Here is a 26,791-nt window from a genome sequence, read left to right on the forward strand (position 1 = left end):
TTAGGATTCGGTTATTTCAAGGGAAACTATATAATCGTTTGGTGCAATGTTGAATTGTTGATTGTTTTCAAAAGAGGGTGTGTCTTTAAATAATTCATTCAAAATATGAATTTTTTCACCAATAACAAGCGCAATTTCGTACTGATTTCTATGTTCTTCTGCGAATTGCTTTTCATTACGACTTATGTAAAAGTGTTTCCCGTTAAAAGACTTCACTTCTAAATACCGTACGCTATCACTATCGTGTAGCGTATATTTGATATCATAGCCTTCTTCGTCAGACTTGTCAGACGTTGTAGAATTTCCCGAAACCCACTGCACACTTTTAACCGTAGAATCTTCCAATAGTGTATGATATACAAGGCTTTCAGCGTTTTTACCCACAATGGTTTTAGTCTTCTCAATTTTGCTATTATGAACGTTCCCTTTTTTGCCTTTACCGCCTTTAGAGATTTTTATTTTTTTTGCTTTTGTTTGGGCTCCAAAGAGTAAGGTGCCTGTTTCCTTTGTGTCGGGTGCAGTTTTTTCTTGCGCTGTTTCTTCTTTAGCTTTTGCAGTTTCTAAAACGGCACGAATGGTCGCTAGGTTTGTATCGTTTTCAAAGCGCAGTAAGCTCCTGTGTTTTGTACTGATAATATCGTTTTCATCAGTTTTAAATTCTTTTAATAGCTTTTGAAAAGCAGGTTGTATATCAAGTACTCTTGTACTAGTTTCTAACAGCGAAAAGTTAAAAATATGTTGCACAGCCTCTTTTATAAGTTTCTTATAATCAATATGTAAGATAAACTTCTGTGAGTCTAAAAAAGTTGTAATGTATGTGTGTGTGGCAAAAGCACTGTATATATTTTGTTTTTCAATTAACTTGCTTTGTAAGGATAGATGTTTATCTAAATAGTTCCACAAGCTACAGTCAAAGTATTCTTTTAAATTGTGGAGCACGAGTTCAAATTGTTGGAGATGATAAGCTAATACTCCATTTGACGTATGTGTAAGAAGGTTTTGCAAAGAAATTGTAGAAAACTTGCTAATGTCTGCTAAGAAAGCAATACTTTCCGTTGTTTTGAAGTCTATAAAATCTACATTTTTGTAACTACTTGGTAATTTATATTGAAATACTGTTAGCAAACTATTTTCAAGTGCTGTAGTATGGTATATGCTTTTTGGAAATTCTTTTCCTTGCAATTCATAAAAACAGTGCCAAAACTTGGTTTCTTCTTGCGACAAGCCCAAAAGTGATACGGCTTTTTTATGATAGTCTTCCAATTGTTTTATCCGTAGGGTATACTTTGTGTCAGCGAGGTTGTTGTGGTCTTTAAAAATAGTTCGGAACGAATCTTTTTGATCATTTACTTTAAAAGCCATGCACATTATTTCTGCAAATGCTTCGCATATATTTGGTGTTTCCTTGAGTGTTGGTAAGGTGGTTTTTTCGCCAATACATAAATAGTACGTAGCAGTGCCTTTTTTTTGTAAAAACTCACCTTCTAGTAATGTTTCTGTAGATTCTCCTTTAATAAGATATTGAAGCTTTTCAACCAAAACAATGTGTACCTTTTTTAAATCACTGGCTTGGTTTTGATGCTCTTTATCGGCAACTTTTTGCAAACGATACGTCAATATATACGGCTTTATTTTTGCAAACCAATCGGAGAATTTTGGGGAAACCTCCACGGGAACCATGGAAGCTTCATCAATAGCAATGTCAATATCTTTGAAGGTTTTTACACCAAAAAAATCAGCTATTTGCACTTCGCCGCTTCGTTTTGGGAAATCGAAAATCCAAAACTTCGCGACTATCTTAGACGGCAATGTAGCATTGTCACTGTAATATACTTGTTGATTTTCTATGTATTTCGTATAATTATCTTTTTTTGCCAAGACCTCCATATTTGTATGGTATGGAGCGTGGACAATGTCCTTATGCTTTTTAAAATAATCGAAGGTTTGTTGGTATATTTTCCGAGCTGTTCTGTGTGGGATGTTTAATTCTTTAAACTTTTTAAGAATGTTGTTGTATACAACGCTTGCTGGCAAATCATCAAAGCGTTGCGAGATCTTTAATTGATGTAAAATATCTTTAATTTTACTTTCATCTATTTGAAGTGCCGTAAAAAGGGAATGATCGTAGTTAAAATGAGTCAGGCCAAACTCTGCTGCATGTTCAAAATCTTCTACAATTTGTATGTGTTGCTTTTTTAAATACAGTGTGTCTAGCTGAAAAAAGATATATGAAGGTTTAGTGTACACAACAAATTCTCTAGTGCTAAATGCATACTTAAATTCATGTTTGATATTGTTGAAATTTAAAGCAGCATACAATCGATCATCTATGGCAATCCATGCCACCAAGGTTTCCAAGCTAAATGTTGGTGTATGGACGAATCTTTCCACATTTGCAATCGCATCGCCTTTGTATTGTTTTCGTACTTTTCTATCTTCTAGTTGAATATAATCAAATACATACTCAATGTAATCGTCAGACTCATTCAAATATAATTCGTTGCTAACAGGAACAAACCTTGGCAATTGATGTACACCCAACCAAAGAAAAAAGGTAGACAAATCTTCGTCTCCATGAATGGGCAATTGCCAAAAGTCGTTTCCTGCTACATAATCAGTGTCGGTAAAAATGTTTTCAAAAAGAATGGCGGTGTTTTTCCCTAGTACATAATCTGCACCCAACAACAAGTCGCTTGCTTTTTCTATGTATTCACCTGTACTATTCAGTAAGGGAATATCAAACGATAGCGAACCTTTACGATCGGTATTGCCTTTAAAAATACTGAAAAGCGTATACACCATTTGTTGTGTTAGTGCCCCTCGTTCTTGTGGCAACACTTCCTTTATTTGCTTTCGAAAGATGCTCACAATATTCTGCGCTAGGTCATTCACATCGTTTGATCCGATATTGACAATTGCATTGACAAGCCTTTTTAACGCTCGTGTTTTACTTTCGTCCTTATCTTTTCTTTCGTCCTCAATTTCTACCGCAAGGGTACGATACAAATTTTGCAATAAAGCGTTGGACATAAACGCTATGGAAATTCCATCCATATCATAGTTGGCAACCTCTTTTTCATTCAGCATAAACGCTTGCTTCTCACTAGAAATCACCGCTTCATGAATATCAACTAAAAGCGGATAATGCATACCAGCACTTTGGTGTGTTTTAAAATAATCGTTCGTAGCAACATACTTTATAAAGGCTGCGCGTAACGCAATGGTAAAGCGTTCCTCAGTATTGAGTTTTTCAATGATATCACCAAAAGTTGCAGCGTCGTAATACTGTCTTGTATACATTTGCTGATCTTCCAATGGCAGTAACAATTTTGGGAAATACGATTGTAAGTTATTCGCTAAAACCCACTCGGAAAATGCATTGCCATAGTATTTCGCTGTTTGTTTGGTTGTATACGTTTCATCCACACATGGATAAATAGGCAAGCTATTTTGCAACTCTGTTATGATATCATAAAAACCATCCAATAACTTCGCATTGCTGTGATGCACTCGCGTCAATATACGATACGCATGCCAACAAACAGGTTGTGTGGTAAGTTGTGTGGTGGCAATTTTCCCCAATTGTGCGGCAATCTGTTGTAGTATGAAACGATTGGCTTCCGAATTGTTCAATTCCTTTCGCGAAGCATTCAGTTCAAAAGTTGCATGAATAATACATGGTAATTGTATCGGGACTTCCGTAGGAAAGTAGGTAAAGAAACAAGTGTCGCTATCTTTTAGTCCATCTTGCCATGCGATTTTAAAGCTATATTTAGAAGCATCTTTTGCGTATGTTAACTCTTCAGAATCATAGATGTTCCATACAATTTCGTTAACAATAGTATTGGATACTGTTTTGTACACCATCACTTCATGTGCTTGGATGTCAACGAGTTTTTCAAGAACGACATCTAAGGTTTCCGTGCCGCGGATTTCAATTTTTTGGGTATGATTTAAAAACAGCAGGGTTTCTTCCGAAATGGTAGCGAGTTGCGCCAAAATATCCGCTTCTTTGTCTGGCACATAATTTAAAACAATTTCCGTTTCCCAACCTTTGGCAGCTTTTCGGTCTGTATTACATTCAGGAATTGCCAAGATGGCAAACGGAATTTCACCAGATTGTACCTTTGGATTTTTTTCGGCAAGTATAGCCAAATCCGTAAGCTCGCAAAGTTCATGATATTGTGTTTCCGCATGCGCAGGAGAAAAACGCAACGCAATTTCTTGGGTACGTACTTCTACCGAAGTTACCCAATTTAAGATAGCGCGAAAGCCCAAGCCTTTGTTTCCTATAAACCCTTTGGGATCTTTGCCGCTATAATTGGCAAGCATCAACGATTCCAACCCTTCCAAAGAAAACGGCGTACCTGTGTTGGCAATGGTGAGTTGTTGTTGTGCGGTATCAAGCGTTATGCAAATACGATCTGTTTGGGCGTCGTCTGCATTTTGCAGCAGTTCCAACAACTGTCGCCCGTTGTAGTCTGCGGTATATTGTTTTTCAGAAGTATAATCTGCGATGACGCGCTTTGGACTTTTTTGGTATACATCAATGGCGTTCGCTATCAATTGATCAACAGCTGGTTTGTCAATAAGTACGGTATCGGTTTCTTGCATGTTTGGTAGGCTTGGTTACTATCATAAAAATTACTCCGTTTTATTTTCAAACACCTTTTCAAAATGCGCCCATGCCGTTTTATAATCGGCCACACGATCACATTTGTCAAAAGGAGCGTGGTAGGTGATTACTTTTCCTTGGTACAGTTCACTCTTTTCAATGGTATGTTTGTAGGTTTCGCCCGCTTTTAGGTCTTTAATGGTATCCCAAACGGGACGATCTACACCAACGCCTGTCAATCCTTTAGAGCAGGTAAACACAATGTTTCCAGTAGTATCATACCACGTATCGTCTTCGTTTTGTTGCAATACCGGAAACTGTACATTGTATATCAATATCAATTCTTCTAAGGTTAAACCGAGTGCCATGGCAGTAATAACGTCAATTTCTACCAGTGCTTGTCGGCGTTCAAACCAATTGCGCAGTGGTGTTTCCCATTGCCATGTTTTGGTTAAAGTACCAAAGGGTTTTAAACGCGCGTCAGTTTTGCTCCATGCATCTTGGGTAAAAGCTTCCTTAAAGTTGCGCTCCCAAAGTGGTGCATAATAGGTGTTGAGACAATTGAGTTGAAGAGTTCTGTTAAAAAGTTGATTTATGAACCGTTCTTCAACTCCTAAAGGTAAAGCAGTAACTCTGCTATCCGTTAAATTAGAAGCACCAATAGTTTTGATAAAAAAGTCCAATACTAATGAAGAACCAATACCTGTTAATTCAATTAGTTTACTTTCTTCTTTAAAGGTAACACTGATCAAACCATATACATGTGAAGTATTAGGAGGTAAAATAGCACCTGTTAGTGTACTCTCACCAGCCAGACTTAACATTTTTCGAAAACCAACTTTATAATAATCCAACCAATCATCATAAACGGGATTACCCAACTCATCTTTTCTAATTTCAAAACCTTTACTCACGGTTGCATATTCTTTTCCTTCATGCATTGGGACATAATTAGTACGAGCTATAAAATGTTCTTTTACAGATGAATGATCTAAAATATCATAATGCCCTTTTTCAGTACAGATGCTTCTAGGAGTTTTATACATTGGATTGGAAGTGAAAATATGAGGACCACTATATATCATTTCATAGTTTTCAACAGTAGGAAATTTTGTTTGGCGTTCAATATAACCATCATTTACATCATTGGTTTCATGCCAACCTTCACTAATTTTAGTATCAAAGTCATTAACAGTAGAGGGAAATTGTCCTAATTTATCTAACACGTTCATAATTTCTTTGGTATGTATGCTGACCAATTTGGCAGTTTCCCATGCATCCGAATTTTCAAAAGTATTGGCTATAATTCGTAACTCTTTTTCAGTAAAATGTACAATACGAGAACGATGTGGTTTTATATTCCATACAAAAGAATCAGAAGAATAGTCTTTTAGCTTCATTCCTCCAGATAATCCTAATCCGTCATGTATAAAACAACCATCAATTGTAACAGCTTGAAAAAGATTATTAATCGATTTAAAACTTATATCAGATTTTGTGCCTGCATAAATATTAGTTCCATACTTTTCTCTGTGTGCAACTTCAGTAAAAAGATTAAAGGCATTTTGAAACTGAAAATGATACAATAATCGTGGATAAACTTCTTTTCGCAAAGGTTGTCCTTTCGGATCGTCATAAATACTTTCAGGATGAATTAAACCTAAAAACCCTTTCTTAGAAATCCAATGAAAACCATTTTCTAAAATACACTTGTACAAGTTGGTTTGCTGTCCTTTGAGTAATGGATAGTTTTGAAAGGCATTCATAAATACCGCAGAAGCTTCTGTTTGTATGTATTCATGAAAGTAAGCTTCTTTTTGTGTGCTTTCTTGTAAAAAACTTTCTTGCAGTTTGCGTACTTGTGGCGCAGAGGTTTTTCGAATTGCCAGTTCTGGAAACACTTCACTCATCAAGCCTTTTTCTTCAAAGGTCAACTTTAACCAAGGTGGGTTTCCAACAGCAATATCAAAACCGCTACGTTCTATAAATACTTCTATAAACTCTAATTGGTAGTGAAAAAAGCTATTTTCTGTAGCAAGTCTGTTTACAATCTCACTCCGCTTATTCGTAAACAACGAACTTGGTTCTGCTTGTACCGCTGCGGTCAGTTTTTTTAAGGCACTTATTTTATCGGTTCGGTACGCTCTTAGCTTTTGCTGTGTCGGTTCTGCAGCAAACAAGTCAAACTGCTCTGTACTTGTGGTATCCACCTTAGCGGTGCTTTTCTGGGCATCATTTTCATTGGTGTCTGCAAGCAAGTCCATATCAATGTTAATAATCTTTTCTATATCATCATACCATTGTTGTCGTGTAGGCAGTTCTTTGGCTTCGCGCACATCCCAAAACCACAAGGCGCACCAATAGTCCATAATCAACTTTAATTTGTAATACGGCGCATTGGTGTCGTTTCGTTTGTTGGCCAAGTTTTCCTTTTCCGCATAATTTTGTATCGCCGTTTGTTTGGACGCTTCCAATCCATACACATTGGTAATAGAAATGGTTTGCGCATTTATTTTTGCTTGAAAGGTATAATGCTCGTCCAACAAGACATCTACAGCACGGGCTAGTTTTTGCAAGCGTTGGTATTCACTACCGTTAATTGGTTTGCAAAACTCCGTACGCCAAGCACTGACCGCTTTGGCTTCGTTTTCAAACTCTTTCTTCAACAGTTTAATGCCCGCTGACGGCACCATGTTTTTATCGGGCAACAAAAAGTGATATATTTCATCATCTTTTCGTTTGATGCCTTTTTCGCCAAATTTTATATGCGTAGGTGCGTGGTTCCACCATTCCTTTTTAATGGGTTTGTTGCGCTGTGCTTGTGTTCCCGTTTTCGGAAACTCTATATCAATCTCTTTCTTTTTATATATTTTTAACCAAGCACCAACTACGGCATTTCCAACTCCCAAACGATAGCCAAAAAACGGGGTTTCCATGTCTTTATGAATCACGTTGAGCCACAAAGAAAGTTTCCCCAATTCAATAGCAGTTGGGTTTAAATCGACGCCATAGGTATTGTTGGTGGCAATGTACGCTTTCACTTTTTGTAATTCTTCTCGGAAACGTTCGGGAGCAATTTTTTTGTTGGTTTCCTTTTGTCGGTACAACAAGTATGCTTCCGCCAGTTGGTTGATGAGCTCGTTGTGAAACGCGGCAGCACCCATGGCAGGTTCTAAGAGTTTCAATTCGAGCAATTCAGAAGCTTTCATATCGCCTTTGGCAACCTTTTCCAAGATGGACTTTAGCGTATATTTTACCGTACATTGCGTCAACACTTCGGGCGTATAATACGATGCCGATTTTTCGCGATCTCTACCACTCAAACGGTATACAAACTGTCCTTTCGGGATGATCACTTCGTGCCCTTCTGCATCTTTTAAAATTTCATCAGTATCAAAATCATCTCTGCGCTTCCGCGGAACTAACAAAGTGCCTTTTTGTGGTTTCTTTTTAGGATGTACTTCAATATAATCTTGTTCTGCATAAAACCCACGAAACGCCAGCAAACTTTCATAGACACTTCCCAATTGGTTGATGCCCAAGTTGGCATACGAAATACGCCCACGGTTTTTTCCTTTTATTTCTTTAGATAGCGAAAGTCTGCAAATAACATCTTGCCAAACAAAGTTTCGAAATTGTACGCCTTGCAATTGTTGCAGTTTGCGATCGTCAAACAAGGGCGAATCTATATGACGAATGCGAAAACTTTTGTTGCTTCCGTTTTCGTTTTCACGATAGCCTGCGCCCATTAAGGTAAACAGTTGCTGTAATGAGTGATGAAAAAAGTATCCGTTGCGGCTGTGATCGGTAATGAGTTGTGTTTGTTCCAAATCGCGCAGCATTTCCAGCGAATAGCCTTTTTGGTATACGCTGTCTGTAATGGGCAAGATGTCCAAATCTGCCCTAGATTCTGCATAAAACACAAACAACAAGCGATACACCAAGCTTAAACAATCGTCTTTTACCTGCGCTTCAAAACGGTCGTCTGTTTCGTCAAATTCTTCATGGCGAATGGTTTTTCGGTAATACAAGGCTTCATTTGCCAAAGCTTCTACAGCGTGAATGATGCCTTCTTTTAGATCTTTTGTAACCTCATACGCACTTTTATGACTGTCTTCTTCCAGTTGGTCCATCAAAACCATATCACTTTCTGGCGCGAGCATTTCTTTTGAAAATAGCAAATAAAATAACGAATGGTAGTTGCGATTGATGGTTGCTTCCGAAAAGAATTCTTCCAAATCAATATACAAATACGAGCCACGAAACCACTTTTCAACATCAATTAAAAACAATACATTTCCTGCTAATAATAAAATATACGCCGGACGTTCGCTTTGGTCTAATAAGCAGAGTTGCGAAATGGCTTTGTTGACAATTACGGGTGATATTTTTAATGTATCTGGCACGGTAAAAATACGACTCCATTGCTTTCGGTGGTAGCGTTGTTCTTTGGTTTGCAGTTCCGTTTCGTCAATATTGTAGCGTTGTTCAAACAAGCCATCGGGTTCTTCGTCACCTTCTTTAATGAGTGGCTGCATTTCCATAATCATCAAATGCAATGTGTCTCCGCGATACAGTTTGTGGCGTACAGGCAATACTTCGGTTTCACTAAAATGAAACGGTTCGTTGTATTGGTGTTGGTTGCCATTGTAGCCCAGCGCGTTGAGCAGTTGGGTATGAAACTGATGTGTTTCGTAGATTTTATCTTTGGTACGAATGCGTCCTTCTGTAATGGATTGTTTGAACTTGTAATATTTGGAGCGTAACGGCGTAATGCGTTTTTGCAATTCTTTTTGATCGTCGCTGCTATATCCAGATTTGGCATGTACTTTTTTTACGAAATCCTCATCAAAGTAATTCGTAGCAAAAAAGTCGCCTATGTTGTTGATAAACTTTATCATATATTATGCATTGTAAAATACCGCCATGACGTTAATGTATGCCTCAGCTTTTAACGCCAATGCATTTTGAATGTATTGACTTGATTTGCTGGCAATGGTTTTTATTTCGTCTATTTCTTTCTTTTTGCGTTCCTGCATAAAGTTGGTGTCTGCCGTATTTTCAAATTTAAGATCGAGTTGTTGCAGGGAAGATTGTTCCCATTGTTCTAGTTTTTCTTCTTGTGCTACCAATTTGCTAAACATTACTTTTGAAAGCGCTCCTTGCAAGGTTTTCATGTGCTTGTTTTTTGCATAGTTAATAGCAATGGGCAGTTGTGTTTGTAAGTGTTGCAATTCGTCGGCAGTAATTTCTTCATTGTACACGTTTTCAATCAGTTTGTATTTCTTTACAAAATCTGTAATAGACAAGCAATCTATTACGTTTGATTCGGACACACCGACTACGAAGAAATCGGCTATAACAGGTTGCCCTAAATTGTTAGAGGTTTGTCCTTGCAAGATGTACCACGCGGTGTTTTCAGGCAGTTTATTGCTAAATTTTGCTGCCAATGCTTGGTTTTTGGGTACGCTGGCTTCCAGTTTGGTCATGTAGAACCGAATGGCAGGGTGTAAGTCGTACAATATTTGAAACGCTGCCCAATCGCCTTTTTTCTTACGCGCTTCGGCAATTGCTTGCTGCACCAGCGCTTTGTCGGTAGTTAGTTTAAAAACCTCATTAATTTTTGGCTTGGATTCGGGCGGCAAGTCATATAAAATTTTGTGTAACTCTTTGGTATTGGTCAGTTCCAAGTATTCGTCTTCACTGTGAAAGGTGTATTCGGAAGCTTTTATCAGTTGATCGCTGTGCAATTGCTTGAATAGCGCTTCGTAAAAGTCAAAATCTTTGCTAAAAATGGTACTTGGCGCTTCATAAGGATGTTCGGTAATGATGGCGGCGGTTTCTTCCGATTCATCAAAAATACCAATGCTATAGTCAAACGCTTCTTCTTCCAAGAAGTCTTCGTCTTGCTGTTCTAGGGCTTCAATTACTTTATTGGTTTCTTCTTGGGCATTGTAAAGTTGCATCACAGCACCAATATCGCCCAGTGTTTTGTGTTTTTCTTCTTCTTTTTTGGTAAGATTGTTAATGATGTGTAAATCGGTTCGCAACGCTTCATCTTTCGTTTTTCCTACCAAATAATAGATGTAGGGTGTTTTAGTTTGTCCATACCGATCTATACGCCCGTTGCGTTGCTCCAAAGTGATGAGCGACCAAGGAATGTCGTAGTTAAACATGTGGTTGCAGTAGTAATGCAAATTGACACCTTGCGAACCTGCGTCTGAACAGAGTAGGATACGCACCTTGCTGTCTTCCTTTCCAAAATCTTCTATAATTTGTTGTTGTTCTACATCTGAGTCGGAACCACTAAACGATTGTATGGCGTCTTCTTTGATGCCAAAATCGCGCATTAAATTTTCTTTAAGATAGGCGAGTGTGGCAATGCGTTCGGCAAATACTACATACCGATCGTCTTTCTTTTTGCCCGACCAGCCAAGTTGCTGCAAAGTGTGTGTAAATTTTTTGTATTTACTGTCTGCCTTGGTTGCAATGATTTGTTGTAAATGTGTTTCTAATGTTTGCAAAATGTCCAAACTGTCTTCAAATTTTTTCGAAGGTTGACTGATGTCGCGCACCTTTTCAATACGGTTTTGAATGCTCTCTAACGCAGCTTTTGGTGAAGACATGAAAGCTTTGAAAATCATGATGGAAAACAACAGGTCATCTTTTGATTTTTGACGCTGCAACGCATCCAAGCCTTGCAACTTTAATCCTTGTTGGTAGCGTAGAAAGGCAATTTCTTGCGCAGACAAGTCTGTTTCCAAACGAATGATTTCACGGTCTTGAAAGTTGGCTTTTACGGCGTCTTCTGTAATGTCATTTTTAAAGCGACGTACATAAAACGGAGCTACATCTTCTTTGGTATAGTTGCCACTTTTGGGAATTGCTGTGGGTTCAATCATGTTAATGAGGTTGGCAAAGCTTTCTTTTTTCCCGTTATGAGGTGTGGCAGAAGTCAAAATCAATGATTCGCATTGTTTGGCTAAGAATTGTGCCAAGTTTCCGCGCTGACTTTGATTGTTTGCCACCGTATGACATTCGTCAATGACAATAATATCCCAGCGCGATTTTTCAATATAATGTCGAAACTTTGCGTTGTTCTTTAGGGTGTCAATTGACACAATCGTTTTATCATAAAAATCAAATGGATTTTTATTGGAAGGCAGGACGTCTTTAATTTTAGCAATTCCCTGACTGTCCAATCGCATCAACGGAATGGCAAAGCGATTCCATAATTCTTGTTGAAACTGTCCTAATATAGATTTTAATGCCAAAACCATGATGCGCTTTCCTTTTCCACGTTTCATCATTTCAGCAATAAAGATGCCTACTTCAATAGTTTTTCCCAATCCTACACCATCGGCAATAAGCAATCGTGGACGCGGTAATTGCAATGCAGTTAAGGTAGGTGTAAGTTGGTATTCAGACAGATTGAATGCCGCTTTGGACGCAATGGTAATTTTATCTGAATACAAGGCTGAATTTCGGATGTGCGTTTCTATATAGAGTTTTGACTTGCGGTAACCGTTTCCGGTATCGGCAATAAAAATGGTATCGTTGGGATCTACGGGTTTTATTTCCGTATCAATTTTGGTATCAAATGTAAAACGCTTTCCTTTCACCAACTCACTGATTCCTTCTGCATCGAGTAGTTGACTGTTGTCTGAATTGTTGACGACGTTGGTTACTAAGAAATCCTCACCTCGGGTAGTGATTCGTTGCCCTGCGGCAATGGTTGGTTTGTGCATTATTATTAGTTAATGATTCAAGCGCTATAAATTTCGTTTTTTCGTATGAAACTTAACAGCAATTTGTAAAGATTTTTCATTGCGAAGTATCATTATAGCATATACAGCGACGTAAATATAAAATTCATATTGATTATCATACTAAATAAAACACTAAAATAGAGTATTTATCAAAGATATGATTGTGGTTTCCCGTAATTGTGTGGATTGGGTAGTCTTCGAGTGCCTCAGACTACTTTGAGTGCTTCAGACTACTTTGAGTGCTTCAGATAAGGGTAGTCTTCGAGTGCCTCAGACTACAACGACATCGACTACAAACAACGAGGGCTGAGGCACTCGAAGCCCGAAGCCCGAAGCCCGAAGCCTAATTACAACAACATCGACTACAAAAAACGAGGGCTGAGGCACTCGAAGCCCGAAGCCCAAACCCAAAATCCCTTAGCATATTTTTAAAAAGATAAATCTTACAATTTTGTCCAAAATTCAACGCTTATTTCCAAAAATCAACGCTTACAAAATACTTTTCGTTTGTTAGAAATTTTTTTCGACATTCATATTCATGAAACACTGTTGACACAGGAAATGATTCGCTCTAAAACTCGTTTGGAAGCATTGCTTTGGTGGAAGTTTTTTTTGTAAATCGCATTGCAATCATACACTGCCTTAAAAAAATCGTTGGAAAGTCTGTTGCAGTCCTGCGAGGACCTTTCCAATGTGTTTGAAAGCTGTTGCATGGCTGCGAGAACGTTTCCAACACGTTGGGAAGTTTGCTGCAAGGCTGCGTGGACGTATCAAATGTGTTGGAATGTATGTTGCAGCGCTGCGAGAACGTTTCCAATGCATTGGAAAGCTTGCTGCAGGTCTGCGAGAAGGTTTCAAACGCGTCGGAAAGCTTGTTGCATTGCTGCGAGAAGGTTTCAAACGGCTTTTTATTGCGAATAATGTAATAAAACAGTGAAAAACGAACAAAAAATTATGAATTATTTAAAATGAACACAGATGGAAATACCTGTTTTTTCTCGCTATAGAAATAGCGAATTTTTACAATACATGAAAGATGTATTGGAATTAGTGAATGCGCAAGATGTAGACGCATTACAATTAACGGCACAACGCGATGACTTGCTAAGTATGACACAACAGATGGACACTTTGTTTCAACAAGAGCAAAGTAGTGGCATAACACAAGAATTGATTGATTTAGATACGCGCCGAGATCGGGCGTTTATGGGCATTAAAGGATTGTTAGAGTCGCATGAATACCACTATGAGGAAGTCATGCAAAACGCAGCACGTAGTTTACTGTACAATTTGAATTCTTTTGGCACCAATATTCCGCGAATGAATTACCAAGCAGAAACCGCGGTTATTGATAGCATGTTAGCCGATTGGAGTACAGAACCTGATTTAACCGCTGCCATCACTACCACAGGCATTAGCAATTGGGTAGCAGAGCTGACAGCAGCTAATGCAGGTTTTAATGATCGCTTTTTGGCAAGGGTTTCAGAAAGTGCAGCCAATACCTCAAAAAGTTTTACAACCATGCGCGATGATAGCAATACTGTGTATCGTGTATTGGTGGCACATATTGAAGCACATGCAACGCTGGGTACCAATGCCACGCATCAATCGCTAGTAAATGAAATCAGTGAATTGGCAACGCAATACAATCAAACCGTAAATGCACGTTTGCGATCAGACACCACAGACACGAGTGATACAGATATGAGTGATGAAGTGGAGTAGTCTTCGAGTGCCTCAGACTACTTTGAGAGCCTCAGACTACATGGAATGTGGATTAGAGTATGTGTTGACTACGGTAAGGGTAGTCTTCGAGTGCCTCAGACTACTTTGAGAGCCTCAGACTTCTTTGAGAGCCTCAGACTACTTTGAGTGCTTTAGACTATACGGAAGTGGACTACGGTAAGGGTAGTCTTCGAGAGCCTCAGACTACACGGTATGTGAACTAAAAAGAATGCAGACTATAAATAACGCGAACAACAAAGAAAGCGGACTAAAAAGAAAACAGACAACAAAGAAAGTGGATAACAAAGTAAGCAGGCTGAGGCCCTCGAAGCCTGAGGCCCTCGAAGCCTGAGGCACTCGAAGCCCGAAGCCCGAAGCCCGCATAAATAATAAAAAACATGCCAAAAGGATATATGTACATTTTAGAATGTGGTGATGGTAGTTACTACACAGGCAGTACCAAGTATCTAGCCAAACGTTTTATGCAACATGCTAGAGGGGAAGGCGCTAACCATACCAAAAAGCATTTGCCTGTAAAGTTGGTTTTTGTAGAAGAGTACAACCGAATTGACACAGCTTTTTACCGAGAAAAGCAGGTGCAAGGTTGGAGCCGAAAAAAGAAAGAAGCACTGATTGATGGGAAGTATGCTAAACTTCCAGAATTGTCTATTGCGTATCGGGACAAGTAGTCTTCGAGTACCTCAGACTACGATGAGTTTCGAGTGCCTCAGACTACGATGAGTTTCGAGTGCCTCAGACTACGATGAGTTTCGAGTACCTCAGACTACGATGAGTTTCGAGTGCCTCAGACTACGATGAGTTTCGAGTACCTCAGACTACGATGAGTTTCGAGTGCCTCAGACTACGATGAGTTTCGAGTGCCTCAGACTACGATGAGTTTCGAGTGCCTCAGACTACGGTGAGTTTCGAGTGCCTCAGACTACGATGAGTTTCGAGTGCCTCAGACTACGATGAGTTTCGAGTACCTCAGACTACGATGAGTTTCGAGTACCTCAGACTACGATGAGTTTCGAGTGCCTCAGACTACGATGAGTTTCGAGTGCCTCAGACTACGGTGAGTTTCGAGTGCCTCAGACTACGATGAGTTTCGAGTGCCTCAGACTACGATGAGTTTCGAGTGCCTCAGACTACGATGAGTTTCGAGTGCCTCAGACTACGATGAGTTTCGAGTGCCTCAGACTACGGTGAGTTTCGAGTGCCTCAGACTACGGTGAGTTTCGAGTGCCTCAGACTACGATGAGTTTCGAGTGCCTCAGACTACGGTGAGTTTCGAGTGCCTCAGACTACGTTGAGTTTCGAGTGCCTCAGACTACGATGAGTTTCGAGTGCCTCAGACTACGATGAGTTTCGAGTGCCTCAGACTACGATGAGTTTCGAGTGCCTCAGACTACGATGAGTTTCGAGTGCCTCAGACTACGGTGAGTTTCGAGTGCCTCAGACTACGGTGAGTTTCGAGTGCCTCAGACTACTGTGTTTGGATTACAAACAACGCGGACTAAGGTTCTCAAAATATATACGCGGACTGAGGCACTCGAAGTCCGCACTACACGCGTACATAGCTAAGCACTAACCCGCGTACTGAGGTTCTCAAAATATATACGCGGACTGAGGCACTCGAAGTCCGCACTACACGCGTACATAGCTAAGCACTAACCCGCGTACTGAGGTTCTCAAAATATATACGCGGACTGAGGCACTCGAAGTCCGCACTACACGCGTACATAGCTAAGCACTAACCCGCGTACTGAGGTACTCAAAATATATACGTGGACTGAGGCACTCGAAGTCCGCACTACACGCGTACATAGCTAAGCACTAACCCGCGTACTGAGGTTCTCAAAATATATACGCGGACTGAGGCACTCGAAGTCCGCACTACACGCGTACATAGCTAAGCACTAACCCGCGTACTGAGGTACTCAAAATATATACGTGGACTGAGGCACTCGAAGTCCACCCTACAAAGAACACGGAATCAGGCACTCGAAGTCCACCCTACAAAGAACACAGATTACACACAACGCGGGCTGAGGCACTCGAAGCCCGAAGTCCAACACCTAACACCCAACATCTTACAAAAAAGTCGCAAAAAAACCTTAAAATTTATTTTTAGAATAGAAAAAGCTTTCTATATTTGCATCCGCAATCGGGAAATACTCGATGAGACACTCGGAGAAATGGCAGAGTGGTCGAATGCGGCAGTCTTGAAAACTGTTGACTGTAACAGGTCCGGGGGTTCGAATCCCTCTTTCTCCGCAAAACCCTTGTTAATCGTAAGATTTTCAAGGGTTTGTTTTTTTAGGTGTACAAATAGGTGACAGTTCTAGTCATACACGCTCAACATCTTCACGAATCTACCATCTTTACAGGATGCTTGTCATCATCAATGGCAACAAACGTAAAAAAGCCGGTGACCACTTTGGTTCTTCCTTCTTGGTACATCTTTTCCATAAAAATATCTACCTTCACCACACAACTCGTGTTTCCTACTTTTACAACTTTGGCAACCAATTCCACCAACGTTCCTTGTGGAATCGGTTCGGTAAAGTCAATCTTATCCGTAGAAACCGTGACGACTTTCTTTCGGCTAAAGCGTGTGGCACAAATAAAAGAAGCTTCGTCCATCATGTGCAAAGCCGTGCCGCCAAACAAGGTGTCGTAATGATTGGTGGTGTTCGGAAATACGGCTTTAAATATATGAGTTTCAGAATTTTTGATGCGAGTTTCTATAGATGCGTTCATAGGTAATGGATTTTATTATCAAGCAATTAATTTATTCTATGACAAAAACCGATGTTCCTTTTTGGCTATTGCGTATTTTTGAGGAAATAAATTTTGAAACTCAAAGATAGCGTATATGCAAATAATAGAAAGTCTAAAATGGCGATATGCCACGAAAAAGTTTGATGCCAATCGCTTTTTGGACGACAGTCAAATAGAAATCCTAAAAGAAGCTTTTAACCTTACGGCAACTTCTTACGGTTTACAACCCATTCGTTTGGTAGTGATTAAGAATAAAGAATTGCAAGCGCAATTGGTACCACATTCGTGGAATCAGAAGCAGGTGGTAGACGCTTCCCATGTATTGGTATTATGTATTGACACGACGATTGATAGTGAATCTATTCAAAACTATTTTGAACGTGTAAAAGCCATTCGCAAGACGCCAGATCAAATTTTAGCACCTTTTAGAGAGTTTATGATTGATACCTTCTCAAAGAAAACGGACGAAGAATTGAAAACATGGGCGGCAAAACAAGTGTACATCGCTTTAGGAAACCTACTCACAGTTTGCAGTGTAGAAAAGATTGACTCCTGTCCGATGGAAGGGTTTATACCTGAAAAATATGATGAATTGTTAGGATTGGAAGCGCATGGACTTTCTTCCGTATTGGTATTGCCAGTTGGATACAGAGCCGAAGACGATATGTTTTCTGAGATGAACAAAGTACGTAAGACGATTGCAGAAAGTGTGATGGAAATGTAATTTTTTGGCAAGATTGTTGTTTTAACACAAGAAACATATATATTTGTTTTACGTTGAAACACCATTACTTATGAAGAAACTACTGTTTTTAGCCGCTTTTTTTATTGGATTTTCTGCACTTGCACAAGAAGAGGTGAAACTCAATTGGCTGACCGATTTTGAAGAAGCTAAGAAAATTTCCAAAAAGGAAAAGAAACCCATTTTAATTTATTTTACTGGTAGCGATTGGTGTCCACCGTGTAAAATGCTGAAAGAAGATTTTTTCTACACCAAAAAATTCAAAAAAAAATCGAAAAACTTTGTGTTGGTGATGGCAGATTTTCCAAGACGTATTGATATCATTACCGATGCGGAACGTCAACAGAATAGAAAGCTTGCTCAGAAATACAATACCAAGAACAAATTTCCAAACCTTGTTGCGGTAAATCATAAAGGTAAAGAACTCGACAACATCATGTCTTACAATATGATGCGCAATACGAACAGACATTATAAGTTTTTGGATAAGGTGTTGAAAAACTATTAAAAATATTCACATAAAAATAACCTCTTTTCTATACTTTTGTAGTTGGAAAAGAGGTTTTTCATTGTCATACCAATGCTACAATAAAATGCGGTGCAAAGCATTAAAATTTGTCGCAGATTCTAATAGGATTGATATGATACACATTAGATCAACTAAAAATAGAATACTATGCCTGGATTTGAATTGTTTGGTGATGCCGAACGTAAAGAAGTACATGATGTATTGGAGAGTGGCGTGCTCATGCGTTACGGTTTTGACGGAATGCGAAATGGACATTGGAAAGCAAAAGAATTAGAACAAGCACTACAAGCACAGTTTGATGTAAAACATGCACAATTGGTCTCCAGCGGAACGGCGGCAGTCTCTGTAGCACTTGCTATTACAGGTATTGGCGCAGGCGATGAGGTTATTATGCCAACCTTTACGTTTGTGGCGAGTTTTGAAGCGATTATGATGTTGGGTGCCATTCCGGTATTGGTTGATATTGATGATACACTTACGTTAGATCCCAAAGCGGTTCGCAACGCTATTACACCAAAAACGAAAGCCATTATGCCAGTACACATGTGCGGAAGCATGGCAAATTTAGGAGAAATTAAAGCGATTTGTGACGAACATAATTTGATTTTGGTAGAAGATGCTTGTCAAGCCATTGGCGGCACGTATCACGGAAAAGCCTTAGGAACCATTGGTGATGTTGGCTGTTTTTCATTCGATTTTGTAAAAACCATGACTTGTGGAGAAGGCGGAACCATCATTACAAACAATAGCAAATATGCATTGAATGCAGATCATTACAGTGATCACGGACATGATCATGTTGGAAGCGATCGCGGTGCAGAAACACATCCGTTTTTAGGCTATAACTTTCGTATTTCAGAATTAAATGCAGCAGTGGGTTTGGCACAAGTACGTCGTTTGCCAGAATTCTTAGACATTCAAGAAAAACATTATACAATACTGCGAGAAGCCTTGGCAGACATTCCAGAAGTTACCTTTAGAACCGTTCCTGAAGGCGGTGTGGAAAGTTATGCGTTTCTCAATTTCTTCTTACCCGATTTGGAAATTGCACGCACAGTCATGACAGGTTTTAAAGAAAATGGCATTGATGTATGTTTTCATTACTACGACAATAACTGGCATTACATTCGCAAGTGGGAACATTTGAAAAACTTAAAGTCGTTGTATCCTATTTCTAAGGAAGTAAAAGATGGCATGCAATACTTGGACACGAAAACCTTTGAACAATCGGATCAGTATATTGCGCGAAATATTTCTTGTTTAATTAAGATGTCTTGGACAGCAGCAGAAGTACAGGCAAGAGCTGCAAAGATGCGTGAGGTGATTTTGGAAGCGGTATCGTTGTCGGTGTAGTTTTGAAATGCTGAATTTGAAATGTTGAATGTTGAATGTTGAATTGGAGTGTACCCGAAACGTCATTGCGAACGCAGTGAAGCAATCTGTTACTTAAAAGAACAGAATCGTTATACAATACACAGATTACCACGTCGCTTCGCTTCTCGTAAAGACGCTTCAAAGCGATTGGTTTTCTATGAACTTCTCAATACATTTTTCTTTTCATTTCTACTCGGCTCAATGTGACAGAAAAACACTTGAAGTGACGTTTGTGGTTTATTGCTAACATGCTAAATTTTATATTGAAAAGTGTTTGATACGTCATTGCGAACGCAGTGAAGCAATCTGTTACTTAAAAAGAACGGAATCGTTGAAAATACACAGATTACCACGTCGCTTCGCTTCTCGTAAAGACGCTTCAAAGCGATTGGTTTTCTATGAACTTCTCAATACATTTTTCTTTTCATTTCTACTCGGCTCAATGTGACAGAAAAACACTTGAAGTGACGTTTGTGGTTTATTGCTAACATGCTAAATTTTATATTGAAAAGTGTTTGAAACGTCATTGCGAATGCAGTGAAGCAATCTGTTATTTAAAAGAACAGAATCCGTTATACAATACACAGATTACCACGTCGCTTCGCTTCTCGTAAAGACGCTTCAAAAACTTAGCACAAACAAAAAAACAAAAAAGTCTAAAAGCGCGTAGCGCGGTCTAAAAGCAAAGCGATCTAGCATCTAAAAGCGGAGCGGTCTAATATCTAACAACAAGCGATCTTAATAAGAAACATAATCCACAATCTCCAAACCGTAGCCAATCATTCCGACACGTTTTTCTTGATGTGTATTCGTTACCAATTTGATTTTGCTAATATTGATGTCGTGAAGTATTTGCGCTCCAATTCCGAAGTCTTTGGAATCCATTTTTATCTTTGGTGCTTTGTATTCGCCGTTGTTTTGCAAAGCTTTCAATTCTTTGATTCTATGCAATAAATTCAACGAACTGTGATCTTGGTTGATGAATACAATGGCTCCTTTACCTTCTTCATTGATCAAACGGAACATGTCATCTAGCTTCTTATCAGCGTTGTTGGTCAATGTTCCTAATATGTCATCGTTTACCAAGGTAGAGTTGATACGCGTTAATACATGTTCATTCGAAGTCCAACTTCCTTTTGTAAGCGCAATATGAATTTGATTGTTGGTTGTTTGTTGGTATGCACGCAATCGGAAATCGCCGAAACGTGTTTGTACGTTGAAATCTTCTTTCTTTTCAATCAACGAATCGTGTTCCATTCGGTAGGCAACCAGATCTTCAATTGAAACTATTTTAAGATCGAAATTTTTAGCAACTTCTAGCAATTGTGGCAAACGCGCCATGGTTCCGTCTTCATTCATGATTTCTACAATCACACCCGCAGGTTGCAACCCAGCCAAACGGGCAAAGTCAATTGCCGCTTCTGTATGACCAGTTCTACGCAATACGCCACCTTCTTTCGCTTTGAGCGGAAAAATATGTCCAGGACGTGCTAAATCGAACGGACGTGTGTTTTTGTCAATTAATGCTTGCACTGTTTTGGAACGATCGGAAGCCGAAATTCCTGTGGTTACACCGTTTCCTTTCAAGTCTACCGAAATGGTAAAAGCCGTTTCCATCGGATCGGTGTTGTTGCTCACCATCATGCCTAATTGCAGGTCTTTACAGCGATTTTCCGTTAACGGTGCGCAAATTAATCCGCGACCATGTGTTGCCATAAAGTTGATCATTTCTGGTGTCACCATTTCAGCCGCCGCTAAAAAATCACCTTCATTCTCACGATTTTCATCATCAACTACAATGATTACTTTTCCTTGTCGGATGTCTTCAATAGCTTCGTGAATGCTGTCTAATTGTGTAGTTGGTTTCACTTTTGTAGTTGATGTCATGAGTTGTATAATTTTAGTGCAAAAATAGGGATTCTTGTGAAAAAAATTAGAATAAAGAATGCGAAAGATTGATCATACTATATACACAGTTTATGAGAATATCATTTTTGTAGCGTAAAAGTGTATATTTTGTAATTATTCAATGCTATCAAGTGCTTGTTTTATTCTATTCTTAATAAAAAAGTACATGATAAAATAAATAGGAATTCCAATAAAGTATATAATTTGAACTGTGTTGTTGATACCACCTTCATCACCTAAGGCTTTTGATAGATCATGTAAGTGGAAAAATGATTTTATAAAATTATACAGATAAAATAGTAACGAAATTATCCAAACAGCAAATAAAATTGCAATAAGCCAATCGTCCATTTTTACATTGTTTAATAAAATTGGAATTGCTCCACCAAAGATCGATGAGATAATATAATATAAGAAGGTTAGCTTTGATGTATTAAAAAACTTTTTATGGCTGCTATCCGCTTTATCATATTGCACGTTTTCAAAAAAGCCTAATACTTTTAACCTACGTTGTGAAATACCGCGTTCTTCCAAAATACCAATTGCTAAACTGCGCTCGCCTTCAGTATAATTAAACTGACGATATCTTTTTACGACATTCATCAATCTAGTATTACTTAATGCTTTAAATTTCTCAGTACTTTCTCTATCAGTTTCAGTGATCTCTGCTAATTCGGGAAGTACATCAGTTTCTTCATCCTCTTCTTCTGTGAGTTTTACAAAGAATCCTTTTAAAGAAAAACTGAACAATCCTTGATCGGACGTGGCTCTTCGTGTAAAGTAAATACTCAACGGAAGCATGATTAGGGTAGAAAGCCACGTTCCTAGCCACGGAGGAATACTGCCATCTTCCGCGCTGTTTTTTCCAAAGATGCCAATAAAGTGATAGGCTAAAAATAAACAGATGGCAATAACCATTGGTAAGCCAATTCCACCTTTACGAATAATGGCTCCTAAAGGCGCACCCACAAAGAATAGAATGATACAGGCAATGGCAACGGCAAATTTGTCGTGTAAGTATATTTTTTGATGATTTATTTTTTTCTCCATGCGCTTGAAACGATTTTGCGTATTGTCAAGCGTGGTGCGGCGTCCTTTGATATTGGTAATGGAAATGTCTAACGCGCGCTTTTTGTTTTTGAGTGTTAATACATCCAATAGATTGTCGGTGGCTTTGATAGAATCTAACGGCACACGATTGGTGGTATCTTTTTCAATGATGACAATTCCGGTACGTTTGTACATGTTGTTTCCAAAACCAACTTTTTCTTGATCGTATTTGCGTTCAAAGGAAGCGATTGTATCATTGAGTTGTTGCACTTTGAACATTTTGTATGTGCTGTAACTTTCATCCTCCAAATCTACTTTATTGATGTCGCGCAAATCGACATTCATAATGTATTTTTCAAACGAAACTTTGGCGTGTTGTTGGCGCATGATCGCTTTTGGATCAGTAGATTTTACATCTTCGTAGCGATTTCCATCAAACAATACCATTTGCAAAATATCAGAGTCGGGACTGCTTTTTAGTTCGCCGTTTTTCGATTTGATGACAATGCGGTTTTTCTTGTCGTTTGATTTTTGGTGAATGATCACTTTGTCTAGCAATTGATCGTTGTCGCCATATTTTTTATCAACCTTGATATTTATATTCCCAATATCATTAAAAACACCTTCGCCAATGGCTAATGCAGGTTTTTTCTTGGCTAAGTTTTTACGAAGATTGTATTGTTTGAATTCTGACCACGGTATGACGTTATTGCTAAAGAAGAATGTTCCAATTCCCAATAAGACAATAAAAATGGTGAGACTTCTCATGGCACGTTGCAATGAGATTCCTGTGGATTTCATGGCGGCGAATTCGTAGCTTTCTGCAAAACGACCAAACGTCATGATAGAAGATACCAAGATGCTTAACGGCAATACGAGCGGAATTAGTTTCGGTGCGGTGTAGAGTAGGAATTTAAAAATAATTTCCACGTCCAAGCCTTTTCCTGCCAATTCTCCTATAAAAAGCCAAACGGTTTGTAATATGAATATGAACATAAATATTACAAACACGGTAAGGAACGTTAAGAGATAACTTTTAAGTATGTATCTATCTAGTATTTTCAAGTAGCCTAGTTTTTATCTATATAATAGTCCTCGTATTTCGATTCGTCAAATATAAATAAGCTTTTTGATAATGGCTGATTCGTTTTAAAAGAATTAACAGTTAATGTAGTAATTGTACCGTTTTTTCCTGTTTCAATTAAGTTGTAGATGTGTTTAGTTTTTTCGTCAATTCCTAATAAAACAGTTTTAATGTCTGATTCTGAATTTGTTGGCGTTAATTTTACGTATTGAATTTTTCTGCCGCGCACATTTTGCAAAATATCCCAAGCGTAGGTATATCCTTTTTTGTAGAAAGTCAACATTTCAGATGGAGATAAACCTGTTTCATCATCTTCGGTGTCAGAAATCGTTACTTCTTCGTTAGCAGGAACAATGGTATATACTTTTTTAGTGTCGTAAATTTTGGTGAACCCTAAAAAGTTGAGCAAATATTTTTCACCTTCCAAGGTAACATTTCCTTTGGATTCTTGCTTGGTGTTTGCTTCTTTGTTGTTTAATTCGTATTTGAATTCAATTTGAATGTTTTCGTAACTATTCACTTTGGCAGAAACATCTTCTAATAGTTTTTTTGCTTTTTCTGCATTTTGAGCATTTACACCAACGGTAAATACACTTAATACGAACACTAAAACTAATTTTTTCATTTTATCCATTTTTTTCGTTTTCTAATAATTGTTCTAAAGCTAAAATATCTGGAACGAGCACTTGACGTGCTTTGCTTCCTTCGAACGGACCTACAATTCCAGCAGCTTCTAATTGATCAATAATACGTCCTGCACGGTTGTATCCTAATTTTAACTTTCGTTGCAATAAGGAAGCAGAACCTTGTTGCGCTATCACAATAACTTCGGCTGCTTGTCGGAACAATTTGTCGCGATCTGCAATGTCTATATCAAGACTTGTGCCACTTTCTTCCCCTGAATATTCAGGCAGTATAAAGGCTTCTGGATAGGCTTTTTGCGCACCAATATAATCTGTAATTTTTTCTACTTCTGGCGTGTCTACAAACGCACATTGAATACGAATTAAATCGTTTCCTTGCGTGTACAACATGTCACCACGGCCAATTAATTGATCGGCTCCTGAATTGTCTAAAATCGTGCGCGAATCTATTTTCGACATTACACGGAAGGCAACTCTCGCAGGGAAATTCGCTTTGATCATTCCCGTGATTACGTTCACAGAAGGTCTTTGTGTTGCTATGATTAAGTGAATTCCGATGGCACGTGCCAATTGTGCCAAACGTGCAATAGGCGTTTCTACTTCTTTTCCTGCGGTCATGATGAGATCGGCAAATTCGTCCACAACCAATACAATATATGGTAAAAACTTATGTCCGTCGTTCGGATTTAGTTTTCGTGCTTTAAATTTGGCATTGTATTCCACAATGTTACGACACAAGGCATTTTTCAACATGTCGTAGCGTTGATCCATTTCAATACAGAGTGAATTCAGCGTGTTGATTACTTTGGAATTGTCTGTGATGATGGCTTCTTCCGAATCGGGAAGTTTTGCCAAATAATGACGTTCTATTTTGTTGAATAATGTTAATTCTACTTTTTTCGGATCGACCAATACAAATTTTACCTCAGCGGGATGTTTTTTGTATAAGATTGATGTTAGAATACAATTTAATCCAACTGATTTTCCTTGTCCTGTAGCACCTGCCATTAATAGGTGTGGCATTTTGGCTAAATCGACGACCAAGGTTTCATTGCTGATCGTTTTACCAAATGCAATAGGCAACTGCATTTCTGCTTGTTGAAACTTCTTGGAAGCAATGGCAGAACGCATGGAAACAATCGCTGGTTTTTTGTTTGGCACTTCAATTCCGATGGTTCCTTTTCCTGGCATGGGCGCGATGATACGAATTCCCAAGGCAGCTAAGGAAAGCGCAATATCATCTTCTAAGTTTTTAATTTTAGAAATACGCACGCCCGCTTCGGGTATGATTTCGTAGAGTGTTACTGTTGGTCCAACGGTTGCTTTGATGCTGGCGATTTCTATTTTGTAATTGCGTAGCGTGGTTACAATTTGGTTTTTATTTTCTTCGAGTTCTTCTTGATTGATCGTAATTGAACTTCCGTTGGTGTAGTCTTTTAAGAGTTCAATGGTTGGAAAACGGAAGTTGCCCAATTCGAGTGTTGGATCGAATTCTCCGTGTTCTTTGACGAGCTTGTCTGATAAATTTTCAGCGACCGTTTTTTCTTCTATGATTTTTTCGACTTGAATTTCGGTTTCTTCTTCCTCTTTTGGAATCTCTACTTCGAAAGAAGTGTCTTTTATTGCTGTGTCTTTCTTTTGATCTGTTCCCGAATGATTTTTGATGGTTGGTTGTAAATTTTGAACCGATAATTCAAATTCAGACTTTTTTTCTTCCTTTTCTGAAGTAGTTTCATCTAAAGTTTCAGCAATTTCTTCTGTAGGAGGTGTTTCTGAAGCAGTTGTCGTTTCAGCTTCGCTTGGAGTTTCTGTAGTGTTTGCGGCAGCTTCTTCTGTGGTAAAATCTTCTTGTAGGTCTGTTTTTTTCTTCTTTACATAGTCAGCTACATGTTCTGGCGTAAGCTTTAAACGTAGTACTGCGTAAATGATCGCTCCAAAAAGTAATAACAAACCAACGCCAATTTTGCCTATATAAGTTTGTAAGTACGAGTTGATTTCAAAACCAATAGTTCCACCTAAAATTGGAGCGGATTCAAAGAAAAATCCTAAAAAGACAGCTAACCATATCACAATGATACTTCCCCAAAACCATTTGTGAAATAATTTCTTTTTCGTATCCATTAACATATGCAGTCCTGTCATAAATAACAAGCTGGCAAATATAAACGAGGCGATTCCGAATCCTCTGTAGATAAAAAAGTCACTGATACGTGCGCCAAAACGTTGCATCCAGTTTTGTGTTTGCACATTTCCATCTGAACTATCCAACACACTTTGATCGACTTCACCTGTAAAGAAATACGAAGCAAAGGCAATAAAAAGTGCTATTGCAAACAACATGAGTAAACTTCCCAAGATAATTTGATGCTGTCGGGTAAAAGTAAAATCAGGTTTTTTGAATTTTGAACCTTTCGAAGTCTTTTTTGTTGTTTTAGGTTTTTTTACGGTTTTTTTCTTTGCCATTCAGAGATTACTATTTATAGTCAACGATCTCGGGACAAGTCCACAAGATGTTACAAGGAATTCACAATAAAATATCGAGACAAGCCTTAGCGTATTTTAAATCT

Annotated in this window: 14 protein-coding genes and 1 tRNA gene; 6 read left to right on the forward strand and 9 right to left on the reverse strand. The window is 38.6% G+C overall.

Annotation, left to right across the window (positions count from 1 at the left end):
- The 4 genes from KORDIASMS9_RS14805 to KORDIASMS9_RS23365 all read right to left on the reverse strand — a co-directional run bounded on the left by KORDIASMS9_RS14805 (position 1) and on the right by KORDIASMS9_RS23365 (position 13,284).
- A complete protein-coding gene (locus tag KORDIASMS9_RS14805) occupies positions 1–4,614 on the reverse strand; it encodes a sacsin N-terminal ATP-binding-like domain-containing protein (protein ID WP_114903591.1) in 4,614 nt (1,537 codons plus the stop codon).
- Positions 4,615–4,644: 30 nt separating this feature from the next.
- The gene (locus tag KORDIASMS9_RS14810; RefSeq protein WP_114903592.1) at positions 4,645–9,516 is read right to left on the reverse strand and encodes a hypothetical protein; all 4,872 of its coding nucleotides are present in this window, start codon (positions 9,514–9,516) and stop codon (positions 4,645–4,647) included.
- 3 nt (positions 9,517–9,519) lie between these two features.
- Positions 9,520–12,363, reverse strand: a complete 2,844-nt coding sequence (locus KORDIASMS9_RS14815) for a helicase-related protein (protein ID WP_114903593.1) — start codon at positions 12,361–12,363, stop codon at positions 9,520–9,522.
- Positions 12,364–13,026: 663 nt separating this feature from the next.
- Positions 13,027–13,284, reverse strand: coding sequence for a hypothetical protein (locus KORDIASMS9_RS23365; protein ID WP_162819982.1), 258 nt, complete (start codon positions 13,282–13,284; stop codon positions 13,027–13,029).
- Between the two features lie 78 nt (positions 13,285–13,362).
- Here KORDIASMS9_RS23365 and KORDIASMS9_RS14825 point away from each other — a divergent pair, with 78 nt between their 5' ends.
- The 3 genes from KORDIASMS9_RS14825 (at position 13,363) to KORDIASMS9_RS14835 (ending at position 16,386) form a co-directional block, all read left to right on the forward strand.
- Positions 13,363–14,109 (forward strand): DUF6261 family protein, encoded by a 747-nt coding sequence (locus KORDIASMS9_RS14825; protein ID WP_162819983.1) that lies wholly within the window; start codon positions 13,363–13,365, stop codon positions 14,107–14,109.
- A 398-nt stretch (positions 14,110–14,507) separates the two neighbouring features.
- The gene (locus tag KORDIASMS9_RS14830) at positions 14,508–14,798 is read left to right on the forward strand and encodes a GIY-YIG nuclease family protein (RefSeq protein WP_114903596.1); all 291 of its coding nucleotides are present in this window, start codon (positions 14,508–14,510) and stop codon (positions 14,796–14,798) included.
- Between the two features lie 1,503 nt (positions 14,799–16,301).
- A tRNA-Ser gene (locus KORDIASMS9_RS14835) sits at positions 16,302–16,386 on the forward strand.
- A 90-nt stretch (positions 16,387–16,476) separates the two neighbouring features.
- Here KORDIASMS9_RS14835 and KORDIASMS9_RS14840 read toward each other — a convergent pair.
- The gene (locus tag KORDIASMS9_RS14840; protein ID WP_114903597.1) at positions 16,477–16,872 is read right to left on the reverse strand and encodes an acyl-CoA thioesterase; all 396 of its coding nucleotides are present in this window, start codon (positions 16,870–16,872) and stop codon (positions 16,477–16,479) included.
- 115 nt (positions 16,873–16,987) lie between these two features.
- Between KORDIASMS9_RS14840 and KORDIASMS9_RS14845 the strand changes: the two genes are divergently transcribed.
- The 3 genes from KORDIASMS9_RS14845 to KORDIASMS9_RS14855 all read left to right on the forward strand — a co-directional run bounded on the left by KORDIASMS9_RS14845 (position 16,988) and on the right by KORDIASMS9_RS14855 (position 19,517).
- Complete coding sequence (locus KORDIASMS9_RS14845) at positions 16,988–17,617, forward strand: NAD(P)H-dependent oxidoreductase (protein ID WP_114903598.1); 630 nt, start codon at positions 16,988–16,990, stop codon at positions 17,615–17,617.
- Positions 17,618–17,687: 70 nt separating this feature from the next.
- Positions 17,688–18,143 (forward strand): thioredoxin family protein, encoded by a 456-nt coding sequence (locus KORDIASMS9_RS14850; protein WP_114903599.1) that lies wholly within the window; start codon positions 17,688–17,690, stop codon positions 18,141–18,143.
- A 168-nt stretch (positions 18,144–18,311) separates the two neighbouring features.
- Positions 18,312–19,517, forward strand: a complete 1,206-nt coding sequence (locus tag KORDIASMS9_RS14855) for a DegT/DnrJ/EryC1/StrS aminotransferase family protein (protein ID WP_114903600.1) — start codon at positions 18,312–18,314, stop codon at positions 19,515–19,517.
- A 759-nt stretch (positions 19,518–20,276) separates the two neighbouring features.
- Here the strand turns inward: KORDIASMS9_RS14855 and ribB are convergent.
- From ribB to KORDIASMS9_RS14875, 4 genes are all read right to left on the reverse strand, one after another.
- The gene (ribB, locus tag KORDIASMS9_RS14860; protein WP_114903601.1) at positions 20,277–21,425 is read right to left on the reverse strand and encodes a 3,4-dihydroxy-2-butanone-4-phosphate synthase; all 1,149 of its coding nucleotides are present in this window, start codon (positions 21,423–21,425) and stop codon (positions 20,277–20,279) included.
- A 135-nt stretch (positions 21,426–21,560) separates the two neighbouring features.
- On the reverse strand, positions 21,561–23,561 hold the full coding sequence (locus KORDIASMS9_RS14865) for an LptF/LptG family permease (protein ID WP_114903602.1): 2,001 nt from the start codon (positions 23,559–23,561) through the stop codon (positions 21,561–21,563).
- Positions 23,562–23,566: 5 nt separating this feature from the next.
- Positions 23,567–24,205: an outer membrane lipoprotein carrier protein LolA gene (locus KORDIASMS9_RS14870; protein WP_205317997.1), complete on the reverse strand. Its 639-nt coding sequence runs from the start codon at positions 24,203–24,205 to the stop codon at positions 23,567–23,569.
- Position 24,206: 1 nt separating this feature from the next.
- On the reverse strand, positions 24,207–26,687 hold the full coding sequence (locus tag KORDIASMS9_RS14875; RefSeq protein ID WP_114903604.1) for a DNA translocase FtsK: 2,481 nt from the start codon (positions 26,685–26,687) through the stop codon (positions 24,207–24,209).
- Between the last annotated feature and the right edge of the window lie 104 nt (positions 26,688–26,791).

This window comes from Kordia sp. SMS9, assembly GCF_003352465.1.
Classification (GTDB): Bacteria; Bacteroidota; Bacteroidia; order Flavobacteriales; family Flavobacteriaceae; genus Kordia.